21 protein-coding genes, 1 tRNA gene and 2 pseudogenes are annotated in these 25,434 nt (G+C 55.1%); 13 read left to right on the forward strand and 11 right to left on the reverse strand.

What is annotated here, in order from left to right; genetic code table 11:
* The first annotated feature begins 267 nt into the window (after positions 1-267).
* Positions 268-1,323, forward strand: a complete 1,056-nt coding sequence (locus KUV45_RS07625) for a hypothetical protein (protein ID WP_222162603.1) — start codon at positions 268-270, stop codon at positions 1,321-1,323.
* A gap of 48 nt (positions 1,324-1,371) precedes the next feature.
* On the opposite strand, the gene KUV45_RS07630 is transcribed toward KUV45_RS07625, so the two are convergent.
* The 3 genes from KUV45_RS07630 to KUV45_RS07640 form a co-directional block, all read right to left on the reverse strand.
* Positions 1,372-2,826, reverse strand: coding sequence for a YfjI family protein (locus tag KUV45_RS07630; protein WP_222162604.1), 1,455 nt, complete (start codon positions 2,824-2,826; stop codon positions 1,372-1,374).
* Between the two features lie 411 nt (positions 2,827-3,237).
* Positions 3,238-3,573 carry a DNA-binding transcriptional regulator gene (locus tag KUV45_RS07635; RefSeq protein WP_222162605.1) on the reverse strand — a complete coding sequence of 112 codons (336 nt, stop codon included), beginning with the start codon at positions 3,571-3,573 and terminating at the stop codon, positions 3,238-3,240.
* A 156-nt stretch (positions 3,574-3,729) separates the two neighbouring features.
* Positions 3,730-4,875: an inovirus-type Gp2 protein gene (locus KUV45_RS07640; protein WP_222162606.1), complete on the reverse strand. Its 1,146-nt coding sequence runs from the start codon at positions 4,873-4,875 to the stop codon at positions 3,730-3,732.
* A 611-nt stretch (positions 4,876-5,486) separates the two neighbouring features.
* On the opposite strand from KUV45_RS07640, the gene KUV45_RS07645 reads away from it, so the two are divergent.
* From KUV45_RS07645 to KUV45_RS07670, 6 genes are all read left to right on the forward strand, one after another.
* Positions 5,487-5,819 (forward strand): hypothetical protein, encoded by a 333-nt coding sequence (locus KUV45_RS07645; protein WP_222162607.1) that lies wholly within the window; start codon positions 5,487-5,489, stop codon positions 5,817-5,819.
* Positions 5,820-5,953: 134 nt separating this feature from the next.
* Positions 5,954-6,922, forward strand: a complete 969-nt coding sequence (locus KUV45_RS07650) for a DUF932 domain-containing protein (protein WP_222162608.1) — start codon at positions 5,954-5,956, stop codon at positions 6,920-6,922.
* Between the two features lie 112 nt (positions 6,923-7,034).
* Positions 7,035-7,220 (forward strand): hypothetical protein, encoded by a 186-nt coding sequence (locus KUV45_RS07655; RefSeq protein ID WP_222162609.1) that lies wholly within the window; start codon positions 7,035-7,037, stop codon positions 7,218-7,220.
* A gap of 10 nt (positions 7,221-7,230) precedes the next feature.
* On the forward strand, positions 7,231-7,989 hold the full coding sequence (locus KUV45_RS07660) for an ERF family protein (protein ID WP_222162610.1): 759 nt from the start codon (positions 7,231-7,233) through the stop codon (positions 7,987-7,989).
* A gap of 45 nt (positions 7,990-8,034) precedes the next feature.
* On the forward strand, positions 8,035-8,646 hold the full coding sequence (locus KUV45_RS07665) for a lambda exonuclease family protein (RefSeq protein ID WP_222162611.1): 612 nt from the start codon (positions 8,035-8,037) through the stop codon (positions 8,644-8,646).
* 11 nt (positions 8,647-8,657) lie between these two features.
* Positions 8,658-9,155, forward strand: a complete 498-nt coding sequence (locus KUV45_RS07670; protein ID WP_222162612.1) for a RadC family protein — start codon at positions 8,658-8,660, stop codon at positions 9,153-9,155.
* A 93-nt stretch (positions 9,156-9,248) separates the two neighbouring features.
* Here KUV45_RS07670 and KUV45_RS07675 read toward each other — a convergent pair whose 3' ends face one another.
* Positions 9,249-9,524 carry a hypothetical protein gene (locus KUV45_RS07675; RefSeq protein ID WP_222162613.1) on the reverse strand — a complete coding sequence of 92 codons (276 nt, stop codon included), beginning with the start codon at positions 9,522-9,524 and terminating at the stop codon, positions 9,249-9,251.
* A 970-nt stretch (positions 9,525-10,494) separates the two neighbouring features.
* Here KUV45_RS07675 and KUV45_RS07680 point away from each other — a divergent pair.
* Entirely contained in the window at positions 10,495-11,655 is a 1,161-nt protein-coding gene (locus tag KUV45_RS07680; RefSeq protein ID WP_222162614.1) for a phospholipase D family protein, read from the forward strand.
* A 228-nt stretch (positions 11,656-11,883) separates the two neighbouring features.
* Positions 11,884-11,946 (forward strand): hypothetical protein, encoded by a 63-nt coding sequence (locus KUV45_RS20445; RefSeq protein WP_224851975.1) that lies wholly within the window; start codon positions 11,884-11,886, stop codon positions 11,944-11,946.
* Between the two features lie 834 nt (positions 11,947-12,780).
* Here KUV45_RS20445 and KUV45_RS20450 read toward each other — a convergent pair.
* A pseudogene (locus tag KUV45_RS20450) lies at positions 12,781-13,089 on the reverse strand (DNA adenine methylase); the annotation flags it as partial.
* Positions 13,090-13,093: 4 nt separating this feature from the next.
* Between KUV45_RS20450 and KUV45_RS07690 the strand changes: the two are divergent.
* Complete coding sequence (locus KUV45_RS07690) at positions 13,094-14,305, forward strand: site-specific DNA-methyltransferase (protein WP_222162616.1); 1,212 nt, start codon at positions 13,094-13,096, stop codon at positions 14,303-14,305.
* A 938-nt stretch (positions 14,306-15,243) separates the two neighbouring features.
* A tRNA-OTHER gene (locus tag KUV45_RS07695) sits at positions 15,244-15,321 on the forward strand.
* Positions 15,322-15,456: 135 nt separating this feature from the next.
* Here KUV45_RS07695 and KUV45_RS20455 read toward each other — a convergent pair.
* The 3 genes and pseudogenes from KUV45_RS20455 to KUV45_RS07710 form a co-directional block, all read right to left on the reverse strand.
* Positions 15,457-15,726 (reverse strand): annotated as a pseudogene (locus tag KUV45_RS20455) (tyrosine-type recombinase/integrase); the annotation flags it as partial.
* Positions 15,727-15,827: 101 nt separating this feature from the next.
* On the reverse strand, positions 15,828-16,574 hold the full coding sequence (locus KUV45_RS07705; RefSeq protein WP_222162617.1) for an SDR family oxidoreductase: 747 nt from the start codon (positions 16,572-16,574) through the stop codon (positions 15,828-15,830).
* A gap of 120 nt (positions 16,575-16,694) precedes the next feature.
* Entirely contained in the window at positions 16,695-17,489 is a 795-nt protein-coding gene (locus KUV45_RS07710) for an SDR family oxidoreductase (RefSeq protein WP_222162618.1), read from the reverse strand.
* Between the two features lie 291 nt (positions 17,490-17,780).
* Here KUV45_RS07710 and KUV45_RS07715 point away from each other — a divergent pair, with 291 nt between their 5' ends.
* Positions 17,781-18,671, forward strand: coding sequence for a LysR family transcriptional regulator (locus tag KUV45_RS07715; protein WP_222162619.1), 891 nt, complete (start codon positions 17,781-17,783; stop codon positions 18,669-18,671).
* A gap of 462 nt (positions 18,672-19,133) precedes the next feature.
* On the opposite strand, the gene KUV45_RS07720 is transcribed toward KUV45_RS07715, so the two are convergent.
* A complete protein-coding gene (locus tag KUV45_RS07720; RefSeq protein ID WP_222162620.1) occupies positions 19,134-20,297 on the reverse strand; it encodes a metallophosphoesterase in 1,164 nt (387 codons plus the stop codon).
* A gap of 402 nt (positions 20,298-20,699) precedes the next feature.
* Between KUV45_RS07720 and KUV45_RS07725 the strand changes: the two genes are divergently transcribed.
* The gene (locus KUV45_RS07725) at positions 20,700-21,569 is read left to right on the forward strand and encodes an SDR family oxidoreductase (RefSeq protein WP_222162621.1); all 870 of its coding nucleotides are present in this window, start codon (positions 20,700-20,702) and stop codon (positions 21,567-21,569) included.
* A 941-nt stretch (positions 21,570-22,510) separates the two neighbouring features.
* Here KUV45_RS07725 and KUV45_RS07730 read toward each other — a convergent pair.
* Positions 22,511-23,920, reverse strand: a complete 1,410-nt coding sequence (locus KUV45_RS07730; RefSeq protein ID WP_222162622.1) for an aminotransferase — start codon at positions 23,918-23,920, stop codon at positions 22,511-22,513.
* A gap of 70 nt (positions 23,921-23,990) precedes the next feature.
* Entirely contained in the window at positions 23,991-25,403 is a 1,413-nt protein-coding gene (locus tag KUV45_RS07735) for an APC family permease (protein WP_222162623.1), read from the reverse strand.
* Positions 25,404-25,434: the final 31 nt, after the last annotated feature.

The raw sequence follows: 25,434 nt of genomic DNA on the forward strand, positions 1-25,434 counted from the left end.
CTAGGTTAGAAAATCTATCTAAGCAGGTTTCTTGATTTATTGGCTTGTATGTGTTTTTGAGTGTATGTGTACAAGCTGTTGTTTTTATGTACTTTATTTTCAGGTGTTGTTTTTTGGAGAAGCGTTGGGGGCAGGAATCGAGGTTTGCAATGCTGAATTCTGGTGTGTCGACCTAGAGATTGGAAAGGCCCTGGGTGCGAGATGGTATCCTTAGGGGAGGTATAGATAGAGATCAATGTGATGTCGGATAAGCCAGAAGAGTCACTCATGAGCGACAAGTCGCCCAGGGGCGAGCGTTCGCGCCGTGCGCTTGCGGATACAGCCGTGGCCATGCGGTGGGCCGGTAACGAATTAACCGGGCACGCCTGGCAAGTGGTGGAGCGGGTTTTTGAGCATCAGGGCCTGTCGAGTGCGCAGGAGCGAGATGCTCGGATCGACGAGCTATTTGCCGACATGGAAAGCGGTGGCTTTCGGCCGAGTGAGGCGGTGGAGCCTATCGCCTTGAGCCAGGGTAAGGTGGCTCTCAAGGAACAACGCGAGCGGCATGCGGACCTTGCGCTGCGCCAGGCGGTGGCAGTGAGGTATGAGTACCAGAGAGGCCTGTCTCCGCTGACGGCCCCCGGTATGGGAGCATTTGACAGCAGTCTGCAGCATGCCTTTCAGCGCATGCAGTCGTCCCTGCTGGAAGCGCAGCGGCACCTGGCTGCGCTGGACATCCTGAAGAACCTCGAAGGCAAGCACTACAGCCAGCGGGCACGCAAAGGCGGGCACACTCGCGCCCGGCCCGCGTCGGAGCAGGATCAGCAGGCGCTGTTGGCCGTGATGATCAAGGGCATGCTGTACAACGATCCCGGAGCGATCAAACGTGCCCAACATAATGCCGAGGCCGTCGCGCATGAATGGGCCGTGAGGATTTATGAGCTTAACCGCGACTTCCATATCCTGGATATCATCACTCGCGACAAGCTTGAAGCCGAGATCCTCACGTTATTGCTGAAGCGTTTGAAGGCCGGTCAGGACGTCAGGGATCGACACATTCATCGGCGCGTGATGGCCCGTCAGCTGCGGCAACGGCGCGATGCCTTCCGCAGTGACGGGGCTGCTCGCATGGAAGCCGAGCTGGTCCACGAGCGTGGCTTCCGTGAAGGTGTCCAGGGTGTTCTGGTGTACTTGCTGGAGGATCGGTTCGGAGAGCTACCCGATGAGGCGGTGGAGGCAATCCGTGCGACGCACCACGTTGATGACCTCCAAGCCTGCCTGGATTGGCTGCCCGAGGCGGTGTCGTGGCAAGCCGTGCTGCAGGCGCGTGAAACCGTCACATGACGTAGATAGCACTTGCCGCCCCGGAGGGCAGCAAGGCAAAGGAAGGCATCAGAGGTTGCTCATGTCCGGCGGCCCCAGCCAGGGCATCAGGTCGATATAGCGCGTTCGATGGTGCGTAAATACCACGACCTGCTGCTGGGCAATGAGTACCTCCAAAGCAGCCTTGAGGCGCTTCTTGTCGCGCAGGGATCGCGGTGCACGCTGACGCACGTCGTTGTACCGAATGATACGCCAGTTGAATTGCCGGAGCTCATTGAACCATTCGTTCAAACAGAAGGCATCCTGCTCCTCCTGGGGAGGCGGCATGAACACCTGCTGGAATTGGCCGGAGTAGAACAGGCAGAGATCCATGGCCATCAGCACCGTCTCGGCGACGATCCCGCCCTCATGGCCCTCGAACAGGTGTATCAACGCGGCCACACGCGCCACGTTTTCCGCGAGCTTCGAGCCATGGTCTGGGCAGGCTTCATAGTACCCGCCCGGCCCCATCTGCCGCTCGATCTCGTTGGCCACCTGTACCCAGCAGGCCGCTCCCTCCTCGGTGAACTCCAGTACCTCACGCGGCATGTCAGGCGCTTGTGCCAGGATCAAGTTTTCCCGTGTCAGGCTAGCCAGGCGCGCCTCGGCCTGTTCCCAGGCCTCCCACGCCGGGGTGGTATGCAGCGAGTAGAAGCGCTGACCGCGAACCGACGGCGGTGCGCAGACGAGGAAGCGGGCGAGCATGCCGGAATCCCTTGCCTGCTGTCCCTGTGCCTCCATGTACTGTTGCAGGATGCCGGGCTGCACCATCAGCAATAGCATCAGCCGTGCATCATCCAGCACGATATCGTCCTTGGTGGCTCGCGTGATGACCGTGCTGCCGCCACTCCACAGTGAGTTGATGTGACTGCGTGCCCGGTTCATGGCGCCCTTGAAGAAGACTTCCGCCTCGTCGGTAGCCAGAGCGGCACTCGGGATCGCCGTTTCCAGGCCCGAGAAGAGTGCTTCCGGCGTGGTGTCCTCATACAGCAGCCGGAACTCGCGGGGCGGTTCGGGCCGACGCCGATGCAGCTCACGCAGCGATTGCCGTTCACGCTCCGCGGTACCGCCCTTGGTTTGCTTGCGGTAGATCGCCTGGGTCAGCACCTTCTCCTCGGTACGCCACTCCTCCAGCTCCCCCTGGTAAGTGTCCAATCGCTTGCGCCACTCCCGGCGCTGTTGGCGCTGCGCTTCCAGGATGACATACAGCACTTTGTCGTAGAGGGGGGATTTGCCCTCGCCGGAACCCGCCACACCCAGCACGTTGATCGAGGTGGGTTTGATCGCGCCGTAGGGCATCTTCAGGTCGTAGCGGCCCTGAGCCACCATGCTGACGCCTGCCAGTAGGGTGAGGACGGTGAGTTCCATCGACACCTGGCAGTTCTGGCTGAGCTCATGGCTTGACTGCCACAGCAAGGTGGGGGCGAGTCGCTGGGCATGGAAGTGGCCGGGGGCGGGCAGCACGGCTTGGAAGGGATAGCTCATGGTCACTCTCTCCTTTTTGGGTTGGGTTGCCACCAGATCTCGTCCGATGACTGGGCAGAGAGTGCCGTCGTCCGGCTCGCATTGGATTAGCGCTGGTTACAGGGGTAGGCGCTACTAAGCAGTGTGTATTGACAGTAATAGGAAAATGGTATCTATCAAAAGGGTGTTTTGAGCGCTGTCTGCCCCTCCGATGTGGTTATTTCGGCTACTAATAGCCGAAATAACCGCTTTCAGGGTCCCCAACGCCTTCGAGCCGCCTGCCTTGATCGCTTGGACGAGGGTGATGGTCGAAAATAGCTAAGACAAATTTGTTATTAACCTATATTTATCCATTCCGTTTCTCGCTAAGCGCTATTCGCCATTCACCCCCTTCCGTCGATCCTCGACGCCGCTGACGCTCGGCAAGGCGCGTTACTCTGCCCTTGAATGCGCCGCTACCCACCGCTGGAGTAGCGTCGTGCCCGGTGCTTTCGGCATGCGCCGGAACTGTAGCCACTCTTCAAGCGTGCGATGCGGCACGCCCATCTCCTCGGCCATCTGTGCCTGGGTGATCTTGCGGGTCTTGGCCAGCGCCTTGGCATCCCGGATCAGCCGTCGCTTGGGTTCATCTCGCTCCATCGCATCGAGCCGCCGCTGAGCGTCCTCTGTCGCGTCGGCAGCGAGTGGGCCAAGTGACGGGCTTGCGTGTGGTTCAGCGGCGTCTGCGGCGTTCTGTTGGGTGCCCTGTCGGAAGCGGAACGGGAACATGGCGAACTCCTTATGGTTGAACAAAGAAGGTCTGCTCCCCAGTCAGGGGCAGGCCGTGTGTCGTGAAATCAAACCCGGCATTGGTCGTCGGCGGGCGGAATCCCCGACGTTTTCCCGTGACCGCCGGGACGTGACATAGCATAGGCAGGTGGGCGGTCAGAAACTGAGCTCGCCGTAGCACCAGGTGGCGGGGGGCTGACGTGGACGTCCAGGGCGAGGCCCTTCAGGTACATGGGGCATGGGGCTGGTCTGAAACGTGCGCCCTGTCACCAGCATGGCGGCGTATTCGTCGACCTTGGTCAGGTAGCGGGCGATGTAATCCAGCCCGCGCTGCTTCTCAAAGTCGTGATAGTCGATGCGCCCCAAGGCGTTGTAGTGATAGACGTTCTCAGCATTGCGATTGCAGTTGAAGTAATGCCCTTGCCCTCCGGTGATCGAGCGCGCCCACAGCTCGCCGATACGCCGGGCCTGGGTAATGTCTTCCTGCACCTGGTGACCATCGAAGAAGAACACGAAGTGATAATGGAAGCCTTTCTTGGGCTTCCACTCCAGCTTCCAGGCATAGCCGAGCAAGTGCTTGAAGAGCGGGTTCGTGTGGAATGCCTGACACAGCTGCTTACGATGGTAGCGTGCTGTCTCGTAGTCGATGTAGGGGCCGTCATGCTCGCTATAACTTAGATCCACTCTCAGTACCGTCAGGCGGCTATGGCGAGCGAACAGGGCATCCATCAAATCCCGGAGACGCTGGTAGTTGTTGCGGCTATTGCGGCGATTCCGGCTGCACTCGTAGGCAAAGTCCGGCTGCTTCAGGCATTGATACCAGGCCGTCAGTCGTTGGTTGAGTTCCAAAACCGTTTGCTCTGCTACTTGCCGGCTCATGGTGGGAGGCTGATGAAACCCTGCCTCGCGCAGGTACGCACTGCTCCCAAACGCCCACAGAAAACGCAGAGCGTAGGGGCTCGGCCGATAGTGCTGACCGATATCGGTCTCCTGGAACATTGTCACCAGCACTGTGTAGAGCGTGGTCAGCGTGTCCAGCAGCGCGTCAGGTGCTAGCACCACGATATCGCTGCCGAAGCCATCCGGCAGGATCATTTGCTGGCTGTTCAGCAAGGCCTCTGTCGTCGCCAACGCCTTGAGCTGGCGATCCACCTCGATCAAGTCCTGTCGCCAAAGGTGGTGGGACAGCGTGGCGATCTCCTGGCCCAGGGCAGTGGTTTCCAACACTGTATTGTCCATGCCTTGGCAAATGGCCAGCATGTCGGTTTCGTTCAGGGTGTCGTCGTAAACATCATCGTACATGAGGAAGGCCTCTCTTAATGGTCGTGGAGCGTTCTGCTCGTACCATCGCCGAGGCCTGTAGAAATTTACGTCAACACCGGGAAACGGGGCAGGCCACCAGGAAAGAGACCTGCCCATCGCTACCGCAGCTTCCCTACCTGAGGACATGTCGTGATTCGGCTTCGCCGTCACTCTCTTGATGCTCTCTCCGGTGCCTTCTCTCTGTCAGGGAGGTCGGTGCGATCCTTTTGGGGATCACCCTCCCAGCCTTTCTCCTCTTTCTACTGTTCTGTCTTGTAGGCTCTTACTACGTGAGCTCAATGCACTCTCTGAGTCTACTGATTATCCCTATTAGAACTACTGGTTATAACCAATAACATACACAGCCAAATTGGCATGGTTGATTCAGGTAGAGACTACGGGGAGAAGAGAGCCCCTATGGTCGGTATCCACCAGAAAGTTGGGCCGTAAGCAATTGAAAAAGTTAGTGTCGAAGACAGGGCTCGCCTCTGGGTTGCTGGCTGCCCACCTACCGATTCGATTCAAATAAATCTCAGCCCTGTATTACCTCCATGAAGCTATCAGGCGATAGCTTCGATGAACGTTCACACCACGACTCAGGAGGTAAGCGCATGTCGATCCATTGTCCGAGCTGCGGCTCGCATCACGTCATTACGCGCAACATCGGCCGAAAGGTCGGTGGCACGACCGGAGCGGTGGCGGGCACCGCGTCAGGCGCTGCCGGTGCTTTGTCAGGGGCCAAGGCCGGTGCCCTGGTTGGTGCGGTGGGCGGTCCCCTGGGGGTCACCATCGGCAGCCTAGCCGGGGCCGTCTTTGGCGGTCTGGTTGGGGGCACCGCTGGCGGGATCGCCGGAGCCCGCTTGGGCGAGGAGCTGGATACCAAGGTGCTGGATAACGTCGAGTGCCGTCAGTGTGGTCACGCCTTCCGTCCCCACGCCGAGTAACAATGGAGCGTGTCGCTCCGCTCCCGGTCGTCTCTTTCTCTCGTCTTTTCCTTTCACACGCTATCACGGCTAGCCCGCTGCCCATGGGTGGCGGGCTGCTATGCCGTGATCTCGACAATCAAGGAGCAATACCCATGGCTCATCTGATCGAACACATGGCCTACGTCGGCGATACCCCCTGGCATGGCCTCGGCCAGCAACTGTCGCGTCATCAACCGCTGGAGGTCTGGCGGCAGCAGGCCGGCATGGACTGGCACATCGAGGAATCCCCGGTACGCTTCATCGCCGATGGCGCCGGGCACCTGGGCAGCATCCACTCCTTCCCGGAGCAGAAGGTGCTTTATCGCTCCGATACCCGGGCCCCGCTGTCAGTGGTCTCGCAGCGCTATAAGGTGGTCCAGCCGGAGGAGGTGCTGGAGTTCTACCGCGACCTGACCGAGTACGCCGGCTATGAGCTGGAGACCGCCGGGGTACTCAAGGGCGGGCGCAAGTTCTGGGCCCTGGCTCGGAGCGGCCTGGGCACGGCACTGAAGGGCCAGGATCAGGTCTATGCCTACCTGCTACTGGCGACGTCCTGTGATGGCTCGCTGGCAACGGTGGCGACGCCCACCTCGGTACGCGTGGTGTGCAACAACACCCTGACCATTGCTGTGGATGGCATGACCCAGGGCGTGAAGGTGCCACACAGCACCGAGTTCAATCCGCAGCGGGTCAAGCAGCAGCTGGGTATCTCGGTCGCTCAGTGGGACGACTTCATGTACCGCATCAAGACCCTGGCCGAGCGCAAGGTCAGCCAGGAGGAGATGCAGGCCTACTTCCAGTCGGTGATCTGCAATACCGATGCGCCGCTGGACGATCCCTCCAAGCTACCCAATTACCGGGCCCTCAACCGCGTCCAGAAGCTCTACCACGGCGAAGGGCGAGGCTCTCAGCTGTGCACCGCACAGGGCACAGCCTGGGGCCTGCTCAACGCCATCACCGAGTACGTCGACCACGAGAAGCGGGCACGCAGTAACGACTACCGCATGGACTCTGCCTGGTTCGGCCAGGGGGCCAGCCTCAAGGACAAGGCCCTGGAAACGGCGATGGCACTGGTGGCCTGATCCCCGTCGGTGGTTCTAGCGGCTTGTTTCATCCCCTATCGATTTTCTATCCCCATCACGGCATAGCGCCCGGCCCCTCGAAGGCCGGGCGTTTGTGTTTCTGGAGGTGCCTATGCAACCCCCCATGACCTTCGAGATGTGCCGCGCCCTGACTCAGCTGACTCGTCAGCTGTTGGGTGCTGGTGAACGTGAAACCCACACCCACGTGCTGGCCGAGGGCCAGGTCTATCGCGTGGTTGTGTCGCTGGAGAAGGTCCCGGCGGACCAGCTCCATGACGTCATCAACCGCTACCTGTAAGGAGATCACCATGGTAACGCCCATTCATCCCGAGCACGGCAAGAAAAGCTCTCCATTATCGACCCACCAGACACCCCAGCCACTGCAGGAGAGCACCGCGATCATCCAGGTGATCGAGCGGGCAGCGCTCAATCCCGACGTGGATATCGACAAGATGGAGCGCCTGCTGCAGATGCAGGAACGTGTCCTCGACCGCCAGGCAATGATGGCCTACAGCGCCGCCATGGCGGCCATGCAGACGGAGCTGCCGAGCATCGCCGAGCGTGGCCAGGGCAACAACGGTGCCTATGCCACCCTGGAGGATATCGTTGACACCGTGCGGCCGATCATGAAGCAGCACGGCTTCGCGGTGAGCTTCCGAATTCAGACCCAGGAGCGCGGCATTCAGGTGACTGGCGTGCTGATGCACAAGGACGGCCACCGCGAGGAGACCAGCATGCTGTTGCCGGCCGATACCAGCGGCAGCAAGAACGCCGTGCAGGCCTTCGGTTCCTCCACCAGCTACGGCAAGCGCTACGTACTGTGCGCCCTGCTCAATATCACAACCCGGGGGCAGGACGACAACGGCCACGGTGCCGCGCCACCTGTGAAGGTGGTCACCGCATTCCAGGCAGCTCAGCTCAAGCAGCTGATTACCGCCTGCCCTGTCACCACCCAGGAGTGGTTCGTCGGCAAGTACGGCGACGTCGAGCGTGTCCCCCGCAGCGATTTCGACAAGCTACGCGCCTCCCTGCAGAAGCGCGCCTTACCCAACCATCAACGTCACTAAGCGAGCGGCGTGGGCACCACCCTCGCCGGTCACAAGGAGATCGTCATGCAGATCCTGACACTGGAACAGGGCACGCCTGAGTGGCATGCCGCCCGTCTCGGCATCGTCACCATGTCCGAGCTGAAGACGCTTCTGGTCAAGGGCAAGGGGCCGGGAGGCTTTGGTACCGGCGCCATCAGCTACATGCATCAGCTGATCGGAGAGCGCATAACGGGGGAGCCCTCGGATGCCTTCCAGGGCAATACCCACACCCAGCGCGGTCACAAGCTGGAGCCCATGGCACGCGAGCTCTACCACGAGGCCACTGGCCTGCCCCGACTGGAGCAGGTTGGCATCATCCTCAACCATGGCGTGGGCTACTCACCCGACTGTCTGGTGGACAGCCATGGCCTGGTCGAGATCAAGACCAAGTGGCCCAAATATCAGATCGAGCTGCTGCTGGATGGCGAGCTGCCCCAGGAGCACATCGCCCAGTGCCAGGGCGGCCTGTGGGTCAGCGAACGGGAATGGATCGACTTCATCAGCTACTGGCCCGGCATGCCGCTGTTCGTTAAGCGTGCCTATCGGGACGAAACGCTGATTCGCACCATCACCGAGCGGGTCGAGGCGTTCTATGAGGAAATGGAGCGCCGCATGGCGCAAGTGATGGCGGCCTGAGGAGAACAATCATGAACCATCGAAAGCTGAGTGCCGGCGAGACCGCCGGTACCTATCGCATTACCGACACAGTGACCGAAGCGGAGCTCTTGAGCATCGCCAAGGCCTTTGCCCGTCGCCGTCTGGCCAAGGGACGCAAGATCACTCAGCCGACACTGGCCTTCGAGTATCTGCAGATACTGCTACAGGATTACGAGCACGAGGTGTTCAGTGCCATTTTCCTCGACACCCAGCATCGGGTGATCCAATTTGAGGAGTTGTTTCGCGGCACCATCGACGCGGCCAACGTCTATCCTCGGGAAGTGGTCAAGCAGGCGCTGGCTCACAACGCCGCCGTTGTGATCCTGGTTCACAATCATCCTTCGGGTGAACCGGAGCCCAGCGACACCGACCGGCGCATTACCCAGCACCTTAAGGAAGCGCTGGGGCTGGTCGACGTGAAGGTCATCGATCACATTGTGGTCGGTAGCGAAGGATGTGAGTCCTTTGCGGAGCGAGGGTTTCTGTAGTGTTGTTCGGCGTCAGATGTCACGTCATAGCGCCGATGTCACCCTGATGGGTGACATCGGCTTTAACATTAGCATTTATTTTTTATGGCTCTATCATTCGCATTTGACAATCTTGAAACCATGCTCCATCAGCCTTTCATTCAGTTCACCTGTTCCGTTCTCTGAAGCCTCTTTAGCCGCATGCTCGGCCACGAATGCGATTTTATTATGACTTTGCACTTTATTTAATAGACTGTCGATGTCGCTATAATCAGAAACATAGTCCGATATAATATCTGATAGGTTCAGTTCGAGGTAAATAATATCGCCATCCAGGTCTTTTTCGATATCAATTGCTTGCTCATGTTTGTATTTTGCGTCTACCGGCATTTTTTTCGCGCTCCTTATCTCGGTTAGCTCAATTAAAAAGGATCTAGAGGAGAAGTCCTCCAACCGAACTAGAGTAATCCACAGTAAAGGTTTGATCCAGCCAATGTAAGTGATTCCTGATCCCGGATGAGCAGCGATGCTCACCAAGGGTGTGAACGAAAAAGGCGCAGCCTTTTGGGATGTACGTGAGCGAAAAACCCCTCACAACACCCACTCAACAGGGGGCCGATGTCCAAGATAATGCATCAATCCCGTTTCCGTCGATGTCAATTTCACTGATGCCCAGCTGACCGTCCCAGGCATCTCGGCGAATCATGGGAGAGACTGTGTTCGAGACCCGCCAGGCCATCACCCATCATCTGGCCCGGCAAGTAGCGTCAACGCATCAGGTCGCAGCGCTGAGCTAAGTGTCAGCCTTCATGTCCGGCATTGGACTCGAGGTGGTCGTCGACTGCTTGACGGCTCGCCGCAATACCAACTGCACGGTGTCCTCGAAGGCTACTGGGCCTTCAATCGTGAAACTGTGTTGACTACAAACCCTTGGTAAGATCAGAAGTCCGCCCCCAGTGTGTTGTAGACACGCCAGGGCAGCACGCGCCAGCTCTACCAATTCGTGACGGCCACCAGATACACTTGCGGGCAGCGGGAGATAGCTGAGGCCGATTGACAGGCCACGCAGCCCGTAGGGGTAGGTCCGGTGCCTCCTGTCATGCAGGTTAGTGGGTTAAATGACTTTCAGAGCGCAGTTTTCATGGATTCAGGTTTTCTATAGCCTCGAAATTAGTTACAATCATCGTCCTATTACTTGGTATCTTGCAGGAGTTAGGATGCGAAGTTTTGTATCTCAGCTCGGACACCAATTAAGGCAATAATTTCAAACAAGCATTTTCTTCCAAGGATAGAGAAGGTTTGCTTAAAGAAATGTAAGCGGTCCGTGTATTCGAACCTCTAATTTACAAGAGTGGTCACTATGCATTTTCGAATTCAGGAGCCAAGGGTAGGACAATTGCTGTATCGAATTGATGCTATCTCCTCTGGTGCAGAAATTGGTGTTGGCGTTTTTGCGTTTGCTTCAAAATCAGGAATTCAGGCCCTGATCAATTCGCCGAATATTCAAAGACTAATTGCGAAGGGGAGCTTTACGCTGATAGTTGGTGTTGATGCTCTTACGAATGTAGAGGCAATAGAGACGCTTGTAGAATTATCTGATCAGTACGAAGGAAGATTAAAATCTTTTGTTTTTTTGGATAGTAGTGGAAAAGGGATATTTCATCCCAAATTCTGTTGGTTCAAAAAAGAAGACACTATTCATGTCCTAGCTGGTTCTGGAAACCTTACCTCGGCTGGGCTCGGTGCTACTATCATGGGTGCTAATAACGCGTTTAACTGGGAAGCCTTTGGAGATTTTTCTCTATCCGGTCAGGCAGCTCAGGAATTTGAAGAAAATTGGGATGACTGGATAAGTTCACATAGAATGGCCCATCGTTTGAGGTTGCTGCGGGATCAAGATGTGATCGCAAGGGCAATGCAGAATAGCCGTTTTAATTGGCAAGTGAAGCCTGGTCCTGCAGCTGGACAGAATGATGACGAAGTAGAGCCTGAGCCCCATGCAGAACTAGCCATGGCTTCTGATAAATCAGTTCCTGTAGTATTTATTAGTGAAATTCCTAGTGGTAAAGGCAGGTGGAATCAAGCAAACTTTAGAAAAGATGATTTCGAAGATTTTTTTGGATTTGAAGCGAGAGCTGGACAGGATGCAGAGGTTGTTACTCAGCATGTGACAGCAAGCGGGGAGGTTGGTGAGGTAGAAATTCGTCGCCCTGTAGTTGTAAAAAGTAGAAACTTCAGAGTTGAGCTTGGAGCCGGAAGAGGAGTTGCTTATAGTACAACAGAACTAGGTGATAGGCCTGTGGTTGTTTTTGTTCGAATAGATGCTATGGCTTTTAGATATTGTTTGTTAATGCCGGGAGAGCAGGGGTATCAAGAGGTTCTTACAATATTGGGTCCTCGTAGTGAGAGTGGCAGAATATTAATGCGTCAAACCTTCGTATCTATTGATTATTTGAAAACCCAGTGGTCCACCGTGCCTCTTGAACTTCTACCTTCAGAAGAGGTGCTTCCGGAGGTTTAGTGAAAATTACCGACATATTAGGAGTATTTCAGACTGAGCTCTAGTCTTTAATTTGCTATCTGACTTGTTGAGCATGCTGTGATTGAAATTATCTAATTCAATACAATCTACGTTTTCAAAAAACTCCGATGCGATATTCACTAGTTGGGATCTTGATACGACCCTCGGATGAGTTCCATCGGTCGCTTCATAAGGTGAATAAGAAAGTACGAGCGGTGCAGAAAGCTTTTGAGACAAACTAAACAAGGAGCGAAACGCATCAGGTGCAGTAGACCTAATACAGAAAGGTGACTGATGCCGATCGTCTCGATAGATTCCCCTGCTAAACCTGGAGTTAGGCGATGTGGAAAATCTTACTATAGATGGCCGGTCTTGGAGAGCAATTGTCTCTAAAACATGGTAAAAGCGGCTATAGTGGTCCCGTGTATAGGGTGGGTCAGCATAAATCACACCGATCTCGTCGGTAGTTTTTTGCAGTGCCTCGATAAAATCAGCTCTTACTGTTTTGTGTTTAAAAGCCGGCTTGCCGATTTTGCTATACTTAACTAACCATTTTGCAAGTGTATCAACCACAGACCTTTCTCTATCGGTTTTTACTTTTTTGCTTAGGGATGCTTTCGGTCTTCCTTCTTTGTCTCTCGGACGTAGAGGCTGTGCAAATTGATTGCCAACAGTGTTCGATATATCGCTAGCTGTGCTTAACAGTGCTGCTATGGGGAGATCATAAGACGGAAAGTGATTGCTTATTATAGTTCGGGTCGCATCAATATAGACTGCTTGCATGTAGGAGAAATATATTCCTCCGTAATATCTGGTAACTACGGATCTTTTTGATTCAAGAAGGTCTGCCAAAGCCAAGCGCTGTTCAGTTTTTTCTAGCGCGGCTCTAAATTCGAAGTGATCAGGATTATTTAATCCCAGTTGGTATTCAAGAAAACAGGCGTTTTCTAGCAAGAAACACAAATCATTTAAATTGCCAAGAGCTGAGTTTTTTATAACCTCTTCTTCTATTGATATTAAAGGCTCGAATGCCCATAGTAATTTTTTTGTTATTTCTGAGCTTTGAATTAAGTATGGAATCTGAGTAATATCTAAATCCGACTCAATAGGGCCGTTTAGCATCGTAGAGGAAAGGACGCGCGAGTATTCTTGTATATCAACTGCTGTCACCGGTCTGTCACTAGAAAACTCATGTGAAACTATGCCTGATCCCGAGAACAAATCGATCATCCTTGAGCTTTCAGGGGCAATTTGGGTTACGGCTTCCCTGATTGCGGGCAGTAACCTCTGCTTACTTCCGAGATAGTGGATTGAGCGAAAAACGTTCTTTTTCGATTCGGCTTTCCTACAAAGCATGGGTGTGCTACCCTCGGAAAGGCCTGGCGCTACCTTCGCCTTTGGTTCTACGCACTCAAACTCAAGTTGCTCTGTCATAACTATGAAATTCGCCCAATCTATTGATTTTGCTGATGTTGATGCTGCTGAGCGCACGACCAGCTCCGCCAAGGATCCTGTTCCACACTCTCTTCACGGTTTGGATGTGGTGCCGGGATTCTCGCACGGTGAGCAGGAGTCAGGCAACCTGGTCATTCACGGTGACAATTTATCTGTGATGGAGTCTTTGCTCACTGTTTATGAATGTGCAGTAAAATGTATCTATATTGACCCCCCGTACAATAATGGGGAGATATTCACTCACTACTCAGACCGAATGAGTCATGATGAATGGATTTCCTCATTAAAAAAAAGGGCTGAAATTGTGCGACGGCTATTAGCCGAGGACGGTAGTTTCTGGGTGTCAATTGATGATGGTGGGATGCATTATTTAAAAGTTGCATTCGATGAGGTTTTTGGCAGGGAAAATTTTGTTAGCACCATTGCATGGGAGCATCGCACAACGAGAGAAAATAGAAAAGTATTATCTAGCAATCACGAATATATTTTGCTTTATGCGAAAAATTATTCAGCATTTAAAAATGCCAGAAATAAGCTTCCGCTTACAGAGGAGGTGTTGTCAAGATATAAAAATCCAGACAACGATCCTCGAGGCCCTTGGCAATCCGTGTCAGCTAATGTACAAGCTGGGCACGCTACTGCCAGCCAGTTCTATGAAATAGTTGGCCCAACTGGCAAAGTTCACACCCCCCCAGCCGGTAGATGCTGGATTTATTCTAAAGAAAAAATGGAATTTGAAATTTCCCAAAATAATATCTGGTTTGGTAGAAGTGGGGCGGGTGTTCCTCGTGTAAAGAAGTTTCTTACAAGTGAGTCTGCTGGTGCTGGATTAACTCCATCTACTCTTTGGTTGGCGGATGAGGTGGGAACCACAGATCATGCGAAAAAGCATTTAAAAAAAATATTTGACTGTAAAATACCTTTTGACACTCCTAAGCCGGAAAGTCTTATTAAAAGGATACTTCACATAAGCACAAATCCCGGTGATTTGGTTTTGGATGCTTATTTAGGATCCGGCACAACAGCGTCCGTGGCGCATAAGATGAAAAGGAAGTATATCGGTATTGAGAATGGTGAGCACGCTATGTCTTATTGTGCTCAACGACTCAAAGCCGTTATCGAGGGCGAAAGCTTAGGCATATCCAAGGATGTTGGTTGGTCCGGAGGAGGAGGCTTTACTTTTTTGAAAAAATAGTCTCTCTAGTGTCTTGGCCAGCGCGATTATTAACCCTTTTTAAATGACTGAGTGCGTTTGGTTTCCCTTTTTATAATTGATGCAATCGGCCCAAGTGTAAGGTAAAGTATCGAATTCTCCGTCTTAAACCTGAATACGTCGTACCTCACGCAGGCACTCTCCCGATGCCCGCCCGCCAGCCAGCCAGGGCGGCTCGCGATTCTCGTGACTTATTGATTCTCCTCTGAGTGTCAGCTGGGGAGCACTGTGAAGTAGCTGATCCGGGATGGCGTCGGCCACCGTCCTCTGAATTAGTGCTCGATGGTCAGCTTGCTGGTGATTAGTTTCGAGCCCTGGCCGTACCGGTCCTCTATTAACTCTATTAGGTCTTGCCGCTGCGGGGCGGTCATCTTCTGCATGTCCAGTCGCCGAGGATGAGCAGGACGGTTTTCTCAGCTGGTCCGTCAGCCTGGCGTAGGAGCCATCCTCCTAGGCGATACGTAGCTGCTTGAACAGGCGCGGCACCCCCAGATAGCGCACTTAGTACCTTTGCCGGCAGGCTTGGTTGCCCAGCAGGCAGGCCTGCCAGGTCTTGTCTCACCCCGTGAGGCCGGTGATATACAGGTTGAGTACTTGTCCGATCCGTACGCCAGCGGTGGGCGGTAGTCCATATCCTCGACGCAGGCCTTGACCCGGAGATTTCCGCCCCTCTACAGCCGGACGAGCCGGCCGTTGTCGCGGTCTAGGACTTCGTGGTCGAGTGCCGGCTGGAAACGCATCCCTGCGCTGGAATGTCTTGATTGGGTGCCCTCGCTTATGCAGCGGACGCTCGTCCGCTACAGTGGCTGGCGCGATGTGGTCGCAGTTTGGTCGCAGATCGTAGCGTATCCAGGTGTTGTGCGTAACCAGTGTAAAATTACAAGCTGTTGATTTATCGACAAAAGCCCGTAGCAAGCGCGGCCTGGTGTTGTCGAAATACGGATTCAAAATCCGCCGCTGGAAACAGTGTGTCGGTTCGAGTCCGACCACCGGCACCATTTAGAAAACAGTCGCTTACGAGCGGCTGTTTGCGTTTTTACCCTCCTTTTTTCTAGTGTGTGCTCGCAGAAGGCCCCGCTTAAGCTCGGCAGGCGCGCGCCAATATCGTCCAGACCCGCATCCAAAATGTGCAAGTAGCGGCTGGTAATGATCAGGCTGGGATGCCCTAGCAGATCCCTCACCGTGGTCATGCTCTCTCCGGCCTGGACCAGCCTGCCGGCAAAGCTGTGGCGTAGATTATGAAAACGCAGGTCGGATCGGCCGGTATTGCCCCTCACATTCTCCCAGGCACTGCAGCGTGGCATATGTGGTATCGAGCAGCAGGCTCTGGAGCCTAGGTCTGGTCTGGCGCCCTCTGCTGCCGCATTCTGCGCCAAGACGCCTGTCGTGTAGGGGAGCAGCATAGCTATTGCTAAAGCTCCAATTCACTGAATTGTTTGAGAACATAATGTTCGGGTAATCATTGGTAATGAAAGGCTGTAACATCGATGCCCGACTTACGACGTCACCATGTCTGAGAGACCGGATGAATCACGACGTCGCTGATGGCGACGTTGTGGGGCTGATTCAGGGCATAGGCGATGGCGTCAGCGACCTTTTCCGGCGAGATAGCCTGCTCGTTGAGCTCCTTGGCGACCTTCTTGCCCTTTTCGTCGTTGACCTTGTCGGCCCAGCCGGTATCAATGACTCCCGGACTCACCATGCCTACGCGAATGCCCTTTTCGGCCAGTTCCATGCGCAAGTTCTCGGAGATACTTCGGACAAAGCTCTTGGTTGCGCTGTAGACGCCACTCGACGGACCTGGATGGATGCCGGCAACGGAACTCATGTTGAGAATCGTGCCGCCACCGTTCTTGAGGAGTAGTGGCAGGATCGCGGCGATAGAGTGGAGATAGCCCTCGATGTTGGTATTGACCATTGTGTGCCAATCATCGAGCGCCGTATCGACCCAGTCCGAAAACAGCATCACGCCTGCATTGTTGATCAGGATATCGACCTGACCGTACTCCGCCACGGCTTTGTCCGCTACCTGCTGCATCTCGCTAGCATCGCCGACGTTGGCTGTCATCCAGATGGCCGTACCGCCGTTATCCGTGATCTGTTCCTGGATGGAGATCAGCTTGCCGGAGTTTCTTGCCACTAGAACGAGTCTGGCGCCCTCTTGTGCCAGCCTTTCCGCCGTGGCGGCACCAATACCAGAGGAGGCGCCGGTGAGAACGATGACTTTATCTTTCAGATAGCTGTCTGACATGACTGGTCCTTAATTTGACAGATGAAGATTGGCAAGACGCAGGAGGGGGCGGCCACTTGATGCCGCCCGTCGTTTTGTCGCTGGAGAGAATTGGAAGTAGACAGTCGAGTCTGGCGACGCTCAGTGACGATCGTTCCAGCTGCGATCAACCTCGGTCAGGCTCTTCTGGGCCGTTGGCACGACGTCCAGCGCCTTGACGCTGATACGGTCTGGACGGCTGATCATCCAAAGCGCCTCCAGCGCGACGTCCTGCGGATCAAGCGGCTCGATGCCCTTGAAGATATCGTTGAAGGCATCGTCATCATTGTTGACGCGGTTCAGGTGGAATTTCGTCTTCACGAAGCCTGGACGCAGCGTCAAGATACGAATGTCGGTGCCCATCAGCTCATTCCGAATGGAGTTGACCATCCCCTCTAGGAACGCCTTAGAGGAGTGATAGGTGACCTCGCCTGAGCCCAGCACGGTCGGTTCCAGCGCCGTGATGGTGGAGAGGTTGAGAATCGTCCCCTTGTTCTGCGGTACAAAGATTCTCGCCAAAAATTCATGAAGCAGGTGAACGGAACCCGACACGTTGGTATCAACGACTTTCTTGACGGTATCGATATCCTGTCCCCAGAAAGTCTTTGGCGCGCCCAGAGCGATACCGACGTTGTTGATAAGATAGCTAACCTCGATATTGGCATCGACCAGCTTGTCAACGACGTCCTTGATCATTCTATGATCGGTTACGTCGCACTCGTGCCATTGGATATCCAGTTGCGAGTACTGGTTTTTCATTGACTCGATGTTGTCGCTTTGCTTTCGAGAAAGCAGAACCAGATTGGCACCACCTTCGGCCAGACCTTCAGCGATTGCCAAGCCGATACCGCTGGAAGCCCCAGAAATCACGGCATATTTTTTGGAAAAATCAAACATTAGTTAGTGTTCCTTTGTTGATTAGGACTAATCGGATTGAGTGGTTTTTTAACGTTTTACCTATATGATTTTCTTGCTATTTGAGAGAATGATGGCGATCATTGCAAAAAAAATTGTGTAAAACGATCATGGCCACACCTAGTGAAAAAAAAAGGCAACAATATCCGCCATTAAGCGATTGAGAGCTGTGCTCTAATTCAATCTGTGTCCAAGTTTCTCACAGAATTGTAATCACGCAACGGCGATGGTGTTGCATTTTTATCATGATGGAGATGAGGTTTTTAAAACGAAATGAAGAAGCGGGCGAGTTACACGGATCTGGAAGTTTTTCTGGCTGTCGCCAAATATGGCGGAGTGCGCAAGGCGGCCTTGGCCCGGGACGTGACCGGATCAGCTGTCAGTCATAGTCTCAAGAATCTGGAAGCGCGGCTGGGTATCCGCCTGTTCCACCGTTTCAACAATAGCCTGCAATTGACGGAAGCGGGTCATCGGCTGTGCGATCAGTTAATGCCGAATTTCGAACGCATCGACGCGGCGCTCGATGGGGTGACAGAGTTAAATGACGCACCTCAGGGTCGCTTGAGAATAACCGCGTTGCGGGATGCGATGCACGTCGTGCTGGAGGATCGTATCTCTTCTTTCGTCGAGCGTTTCCCCGATGTTGAACTCGACATATCGTTAGACGACCGCTTCGTGGCGATCACCCAGGCGGGGTTCGATATGGGCATTCGCTATCGCGACCGGGTTCCTGAAGGCATGGCCGCCTCTCCGCTGACAGAGGAGTTGAACTGGGTCGTTGTGGGATCGCCAGCATATCTCGAAAAAGCGGGTCGACCGAGGACGCCGGAGGATCTGCTGAGTCATCAGTGTATTCGCATTCGAACGGGTGATGGGAAACTCTTTTCTTGGGAGCTGGGTAACGGCGCCGACATGGTTGAGGTCGATGTGCCCGGAAGTGTGATACTGGGCGACTCTGAAGCTTCGATAGCGCTGGCCCAGCAGGGCTTCGGACTGTTCTACTGTCTCGAGAAGCGGGTGGCCAACGAGCTAGCCTCCGGGCAGCTCGAGGTCGTGCTCCCGGAGTGGGCCTCTTCGGGGCCGGGTTTCTACGCCTACTACACCGTTGGCCAGCGAGTTCCACATGTGCTCCGAGTCTTTCTGGATCATATCAAGGAGAGGTGATGCCTCTAATCTATGGCGCTGTAGTCGCGCCACGCTAAGACAATTATGAGCATGATGCTTACTAAACAGGAATGAGGATTGTTCGGACAGTCACCGATTCGAGGCGTTGTTTTTTAGAAATTTACACATCTACTTGAACTTGATGGGGCTCTCTTTGGCGCCAACTAGAATTAATTTGTTGCTACAGTAGCTTTGACGGACTGTGAGCCGCAAATCACGGAAACGCGCGCTGGGGTGTATATACTTTGGAAGTAGACTTCTTTGCTGGGCAGTAGAGTGCTTGAGGCTTTACTTAACGTTTGGATGTCGCCATGTATTAAGGCTATGCCTTATGGAGAAAATAACGCGATGAGATCTCGAACGAGTGAGTTATTTCGCTTCGAGGCTTTTGGCAAAGTTTTAGGCTTGCTTTCTGGCGTGGTCCCGCCACCGAGCTCTTTTTGGAACGCCATGACGTGGAAATTATTTCAGAATCTTGACGTGTGATCCCTCGCTATTGACGCCGAGTACCAACTCGGTGATTTCACCCGGCACACCCAGTCGGATGGGAAAGCCGTTCCAGAGCCCGGTACCGTTGCTGACGTAGAGCGCCATGTCATCTATTGGATAAAAACCGGACACATGTCCTTCATTTGCGTAGGCGGCGATTAAGTCCAGCCCCTTCACCATGCCGCCGTGGGAGTGTCCGGAGAGCTGTAGGTCGACGCCAGCTTCGGCGTGCTGGCGGGCGCCGGAGGGGCGATGGTCGAGCAGGATGAGTGGAGCATCGTTAGGAGATCCGTGAAGTGCAACCGATAGATCGGGCCCCGCCAGGCCGACATCCTCCGCGCTCTCGTCGGTAATACCAGCAATGACCAGCTGCTGGCCTACGATGGAGAGTGATATGTGGGTGTTCTCGAGCATTTGCATGCCCAGGCTCTCGAACACGGCTCGCCAGCGTTCGGCGCCGAAGTAGTACTCGTGATTGCCAGGCGAGGCGATCACCCCGTAACGGGCACGCAGATTCTTGAGTGGGGCAACGTCGTGCAGGCGCGCGGTAGGCGTGCCGTCGATGAGATCACCCGTGATTAGGATTAGATCGGGTTCCAGCGCATTAGTGCGCGCGACGACTTCGGTTACCCAATCATGCTGAAAGAAGCGACTGATGTGCAGATCCGTCAGCTGCACCACTTTTAGTCCCTCTAATCCTGCTGGCAGCCCGGGAATATCTAGCTCGACGCGCTTCACCTCCGGCACCTGCGCTGCCTGATGGACCCCGAACCCGGAGAGCGTCAGCGCGACGGTGGTCATCACGTAGCGCACTGTCGTGAGCGATTGTCGAGCTGGTCTTTTCGCACGAAGTATCTTGTTAAGAAGCCAGCGGAGCATCAGGGCGGCATCCAGCGCTAGGCTCATGACCAGCAGGATGGCGAAAGCGCAGAACCCCCAGCCCAACAGTGCGACTGCCCAGAAGGGAATTTCGGGAGAGAACATGTTACCGGTCGTCAGCTGCGTGATCAGATGATGCTTGCTGACTAGGAGCAGAACTAAGGCGACGACGACACGCCACGTACTGGAGAGTGGCAGAGGAACAACGACACGCCATAGGACGTAGAGAAAAGCGATGAATAGGTAGACGTGGAACACGGTTGTCTCTCACTAGCTTGCATGCATGGAACAGCTTGTTCGATGTCGCCCCGGAGGTGTCAATCAAGGCGTTGTCGACTGCCCCCGATCATAGCGTCTCGGTAATGTTGTTCTGAGTATTTATTTTCAACCTGGAGATGAGTTCTATTTGACGCCTAGGTGATTTATCCGAATGAAAGCGATGGTGGGCTGTAATTGGTCGAACTTGGCAGTGTCTGTTTAAGTTGATAATTCGTAACGCTTGAATAAAACGTCGGCGTAGTGCTGCCTGAGCGTTCTTTTGATGCGTAAAGTTTCAGTCAACGTTGTGTTCACTTTGGCTCTATGGACACGACACTGGTCGGTGCTGGCATGATCGAACAAGGCTGCGGGTAAACGTTTTAAGAATGGAGGTAAGTCACGATGCCGAAGAGAGACGCTGTTATCACGCAAGGTCGCGTCGCTGTCATCACCGGTGCAGCAAAAGGGATCGGTGCGGCGGCCGCTCGAATATTGGCGCAGAAAGGAATGAAGCTCGCGCTGCTCGACAGCGACAAGGCCTCACTCGAAGTGTTCGCCAAAACGCTCGATGTAGAAACGCTGAGCGTCGTTGGCGACGTATCTGAAGTGGATGTCTTGCGTCGCTTCAAGGATCAGATCCTCGAGCGTTTTGGCGATATCGCACTGGTCATGAACAACGCGGCGATCAAGGTTGAAGCCGGACCCTGGGACTCCCCACATACCTGGCAGAAGCAGATGGATGTGAACTTCGGCGGCATGCTGGCCATGCATCACGTCTTCGTGCCGGAGCTGATAGTCGCCGATAAGCCAGCGATGATCGTTAATCTCGGATCGAAGGAGGGCATCACCACGCCTCCAGGATTTGCCGGTTATTCAGTGTCCAAGGCGGGCGTGAAAGTACTTACCGAGCAGCTCGCTTATGAACTGCGCAATGTTGTACAAGACCGTGTGAGCGCGCATCTTCTCGTGCCGGGTTACACTTGGACGCCCATGAACGGCGCGGAACAGCGTACCGAATCCGACAGCAAGCCCGATGAGGCGTGGACCGCCGAGCAAGTCATTCAATATGCCCTGGCAGGGCTCAATAAAGGCGAGTTCTACATCATCTGTCCTGACAATGCTGTGACCAGCAAGATGGATGCTAAGCGTATCGAGTGGGCGGCCAACGACATGATCCAGAATCGTCCAGCGCTGTCTCGCTGGCATCCAGACTATGCCGACAAATTTAAAGCGTACGCTCGCTCCGCCGAGTCCTGGGACCATTCTGAATAAGTTCTGGAAATGCATCGAGCAGGCGCTGGATAGGCAGTTCATCGGCAAACTCATCAGTGACGGTTATGCCTCCTATACCCGCTATTCCGAGACTCAAAACCGCAACACCCAAGCCTAATACAGGTTGCACCGTGATCGTTAAAATAACTATCTAGAGAAGGACACCGAATTCCTTCAACGTACCGCCAAGCTGTACCAGAACGAAGAGGTCATCAAAGCGCAAGGACAAGGACCGAGGGCCGAAAAGAAGCGCCAGTACCGGCGCGACGACTCGAAGCCGATGGGCAGCTACTTTTATCTGTGGTGCCGAGATCATTTGGAGCATGGAGACTTGCTGCCCAGTGACCTGTTGATCAGTGCCCTAAACTAAGTACTTCGCCGTAAAGCCAACCTTGCCGTGTTTCTCAAAAGCCAGAATGTTTAGCCGGGCTTCAATCACCTGTAACGGAGCTTTTGCCTTATCCTCCTTGGCAAGAAAAACAGGAGGTCCTGTTGGAACGAACTGGAGACTGAATATTTGGGTATCAACCAGAGCCTGATCAGCATTTGGAGAGCGAAGTAGCGGACCTGCCCCCACGACTCTGGAAAATCCGGTTCGCTGACAATCCATTTCGGCCACTGATCGATCCGCACCATCCGTATCGGAAGAACATCTAGCAGAAGGCCTCCGTCTATGTGCATAGCGACATGAGCATCGACCATTTGTTGGAGCTTAACAGAATCATCTGCCAGCGTATTGCTGAGCTGCGGACACGGAAATGCCTACGGGCGCGGGGAGCCAGTTGCTGGTGGATCTGAAAGTTACTTTCGTGGGCCTGACCTTTCCCCCCTAAACCGGTCCAACGGCATCGCCCCTCTCGGTTATCGATAGCGCTGCCTGTGACGGGGCTGCTATCAACGTCGGAGAGGGGCGATGCTGGGCCTATCGGTTGGTGCCGGGACTAGCGGGGCAGGTAGCCGTCGGCCTTGAGGGACTCGGTGGCGGCTTCGATGCTGTCGCGCAGGGTGGTGGCGACAAAGTCGACGTGCTCTCGGGTCAGGATCAACGTTGGTGACAGGATGTTCATATGCGCCAAGGGCCGAACGATCAGGCCTCGCTGCTGACATTCATCGGCGATGCGATTACCGATCTTGGCCTCGGGGTCGATCAGTGCCTTGGTTTGTTTGTCCGCGACGTTTTCCAGACACATCATGAACTTGCGTCCTCTGATATCGCCAACAATCTGGAGGTCTGACAATTCGCGGATACGGCGTTCAAAGTAGGCCCCCACGTCCTGTACGTGCTCACACAGCCCTTCGCGCTCCATGATCTCCAGGTTCTTGAGGCCTGCCGCACAGCTCACCGGGTGGCCTGAATAGGTGAAACCGTGGGTGAACAGGGCGCCGTCCGCCTGGGGCTTGCTGATCACCTCATAGATGCGGTCGGAGAAGATCGTGGCCCCTAGCGGCAGGTAGCCCGAGGTCAGCCCTTTGGCGCAGGTAATGATGTCCGGGACGATACCGAATTCGTCCTCCGAGGCGAACATGTGGCCTAGACGGCCGAAGGCGGTGACCACTTCGTCCGAGACGTACAGGACGTCATACTTGCGGCACACCTCCAGCGTTCTGCGGTGATAGCCCTCAGGGGGAACAATGACACCGCCCGCGCCCATGATGGGCTCAGCGAAGAAGGCGGCGACATTGTCCGGCCCTAATTCGAGAATCTTGCCTTCCAGTTCCGCGACCTTGTCGTCGCAAAAGTCCTCCAGGCTTTGGCCCGCAGGGCGCCGGTAAGGATTCGGACAGCTGATGTGATGTACCAGGGTGTCGTCGATATCAAAGCCGATATGGTCGAACTTGACGCCGGTAATCGACATCGCCATGTAGGTGCTGCCATGGTAGCCATCGATACGAGAGATGATCTGTTTCTTGCTGGTCTTGCCAAGCTGATTGAAATAGAAGTGGATCATCCTTACCGCGGTATCGTTGGCCACCGATCCGCCGCAGCCATAGAAGACGTGGTTGAGGTCCCCGGGGGCGAGCTCGGCAAGCTTGGCCGCCAGCTGAGCGGCGGGTGCCGTGGTGTGGTGGCCAAAGGTCGAGAAGTAAGGAATGGCGCGGATCTGATCCGCCACCGCGTCGGCGATCTCATCCCGGCCGTAGCCAATGTTGACGCACCAGAGTCCTCCAATGCCATCCAGATAGCGCCGCCCATCGGCATCTTCGATGCTGACGCCATCGGCCTTTGTAAAGACCATGGAGCCGTTTTCCTTGAAGGTGGAAAAGTCGGTCCATGGGTGGGTGAAATGATCGCGATCCTTCTCCCAGATGTCCTGCTTGTCGAGGGAGGGGGAGCCTTGAAAACTGTTCATCGTCGTTCTCCTTTATGATGCTATCCGGGCAGGGCATTGGCCCCATTCCTGGCCTGTTCTGGTGTTATTTCTAGCGGCTGATGACTCGGTCAAGCGGTTCCGGCTTGAAGAGGGGTTTTTTCATCACGACCTTGATCCAGACCAAGGCCACAAGGCTGACCAGCCCGAGCACCACCCCTGCGCTGGTGAAGATCTGCTGGGTCATGTCGGGGGAAGGGGATGCATAGACGATCGCGTAGACCATGCCCGCAATGCCGACGAGCTGAGGCAAGGGGTAGAAGGGCGTGCGGTAGGGGCGCTGTGCATCGGGATGGCGACGGCGCAGGGCGATGACATTGACGTGGGCGATGATGTAGGCGATCAGCCAGGCAATCGCCGCCGCCGTCAGCAGTAGCCCGACGGTGCCAGGGTCATTTCCCCAGACCAGCAGAGGTAGCCCCGTGACGGCTGCAATGAACAGGACCGCAACCCAGGGAACCCTGGTGGAGCTCGTCAGCCAGCCAAGGGCGGGAAAGGCTTGGCCCTGCTCCGCCATGCCTTGCAGCATACGGGGTATGGATGCCAAGGACGTGTTGACGGTGCTGCAGGTGGCGGTAACAGCGGCGACGGCAAGCACAAGATGCCCGGCGTCACCGAAGACAGCGCGTGCATATTCCAAGTGGGGAAGTTCGGCCGCCAGCAGGGCTTCCTGCGGCAAGTAGAACAGGACGCCGAGACAGTAGAGGGAGAAGACCACAAAGATAACCGTCAATCCCAGGTACATGGAGCGGGGGATATGACGAACCGGATCACGCGTTTCAGATACGAGCGGACAGACAAACTCGACCCCAACGTAGCCCCAGATCGCCAGTGCCATGAGGCTGAAGGCGCCACTGCCCAGGTCAAGATCGGCGAAGATGTGGCTGGCACTGAAGGCATGGGGTGCGACGCCGCCGGACAGCGCACTGATGCCCAGCAGCGTGAGTGCCACCACCATGGCGAAGGCGAGTACGTTCTGCAGCTTGGCAAAGACATCGATACCCATCAGGTTGAGCAGGGTAAAGGCGCCAAGAATGCCGAAGGCAATGAAGTGAGTGCTGTCTAGGGCGGGGTAGAGCACACCGAGCAGGTAGTCGACCAGTAATAGCTCTGCAGATAGAGCGAACATGGCGACGACCACGTAGCCCGAGAACACCGACAGAATGGCGGGAAAGTGACCGAGCGCGACCTCGGTATAGGTACTGAGGCTACCGGCTCGGGGAATCATCAGCGACAGTTCCGAGAACGAGGCGGCGTAGCACATGGCCAGTATCCAGGCGATAGCCAGGGGGAGCAGGAACGCTGCCCCGGCAATGCCGACGCCCTGGAGCATGATCACCATGACGCCCTGGGAGACGACCAGGCCCACCGCGATCGCCATCAACGACTTCAGGCCCAGCGCCTTGCGGCAGGAGCCCGAGGCAGATGGCGCTGCCTGGTGGGAGGTGGGGGAGTGTGTTTGCATCACTACATCCTCTTGTTGTTGTTCGACATTG

Origin of the sequence: Halomonas sp. DP3Y7-2, assembly GCF_019800795.1 — a bacterium.
GTDB classification, from domain to species: Bacteria; Pseudomonadota; Gammaproteobacteria; order Pseudomonadales; family Halomonadaceae; genus Halomonas; species Halomonas litopenaei_A.

Excerpts from the sequence above, each read along its gene's own strand:
- KUV45_RS07650 (WP_222162608.1), top strand. The coding sequence starts at position 5,954 with ATGGCTCATCTGATCGAACACATGGCCTACGTCGGCGATACCCCCTGG.
- KUV45_RS07640 (WP_222162606.1), bottom strand. The coding sequence starts at position 4,875 with ATGTACGATGATGTTTACGACGACACCCTGAACGAAACCGACATGCTG.
- KUV45_RS07735 (WP_222162623.1), bottom strand. The coding sequence starts at position 25,403 with ATGCAAACACACTCCCCCACCTCCCACCAGGCAGCGCCATCTGCCTCG.
- KUV45_RS07645 (WP_222162607.1), top strand. The coding sequence starts at position 5,487 with ATGTCGATCCATTGTCCGAGCTGCGGCTCGCATCACGTCATTACGCGC.
- KUV45_RS07730 (WP_222162622.1), bottom strand. The coding sequence starts at position 23,920 with ATGAACAGTTTTCAAGGCTCCCCCTCCCTCGACAAGCAGGACATCTGG.
- KUV45_RS07725 (WP_222162621.1), top strand. The coding sequence starts at position 20,700 with ATGCCGAAGAGAGACGCTGTTATCACGCAAGGTCGCGTCGCTGTCATC.
- KUV45_RS07625 (WP_222162603.1), top strand. The coding sequence starts at position 268 with ATGAGCGACAAGTCGCCCAGGGGCGAGCGTTCGCGCCGTGCGCTTGCG.
- KUV45_RS07655 (WP_222162609.1), top strand. The coding sequence starts at position 7,035 with ATGCAACCCCCCATGACCTTCGAGATGTGCCGCGCCCTGACTCAGCTG.
- KUV45_RS07630 (WP_222162604.1), bottom strand. The coding sequence starts at position 2,826 with ATGAGCTATCCCTTCCAAGCCGTGCTGCCCGCCCCCGGCCACTTCCAT.
- KUV45_RS07690 (WP_222162616.1), top strand. The coding sequence starts at position 13,094 with ATGAAATTCGCCCAATCTATTGATTTTGCTGATGTTGATGCTGCTGAG.
- KUV45_RS07670 (WP_222162612.1), top strand. The coding sequence starts at position 8,658 with ATGAACCATCGAAAGCTGAGTGCCGGCGAGACCGCCGGTACCTATCGC.
- KUV45_RS07715 (WP_222162619.1), top strand. The coding sequence starts at position 17,781 with ATGAAGAAGCGGGCGAGTTACACGGATCTGGAAGTTTTTCTGGCTGTC.
- KUV45_RS07680 (WP_222162614.1), top strand. The coding sequence starts at position 10,495 with ATGCATTTTCGAATTCAGGAGCCAAGGGTAGGACAATTGCTGTATCGA.
- KUV45_RS07660 (WP_222162610.1), top strand. The coding sequence starts at position 7,231 with ATGGTAACGCCCATTCATCCCGAGCACGGCAAGAAAAGCTCTCCATTA.
- KUV45_RS07635 (WP_222162605.1), bottom strand. The coding sequence starts at position 3,573 with ATGTTCCCGTTCCGCTTCCGACAGGGCACCCAACAGAACGCCGCAGAC.
- KUV45_RS07705 (WP_222162617.1), bottom strand. The coding sequence starts at position 16,574 with ATGTCAGACAGCTATCTGAAAGATAAAGTCATCGTTCTCACCGGCGCC.
- KUV45_RS07665 (WP_222162611.1), top strand. The coding sequence starts at position 8,035 with ATGCAGATCCTGACACTGGAACAGGGCACGCCTGAGTGGCATGCCGCC.
- KUV45_RS07675 (WP_222162613.1), bottom strand. The coding sequence starts at position 9,524 with ATGCCGGTAGACGCAAAATACAAACATGAGCAAGCAATTGATATCGAA.
- KUV45_RS07710 (WP_222162618.1), bottom strand. The coding sequence starts at position 17,489 with ATGTTTGATTTTTCCAAAAAATATGCCGTGATTTCTGGGGCTTCCAGC.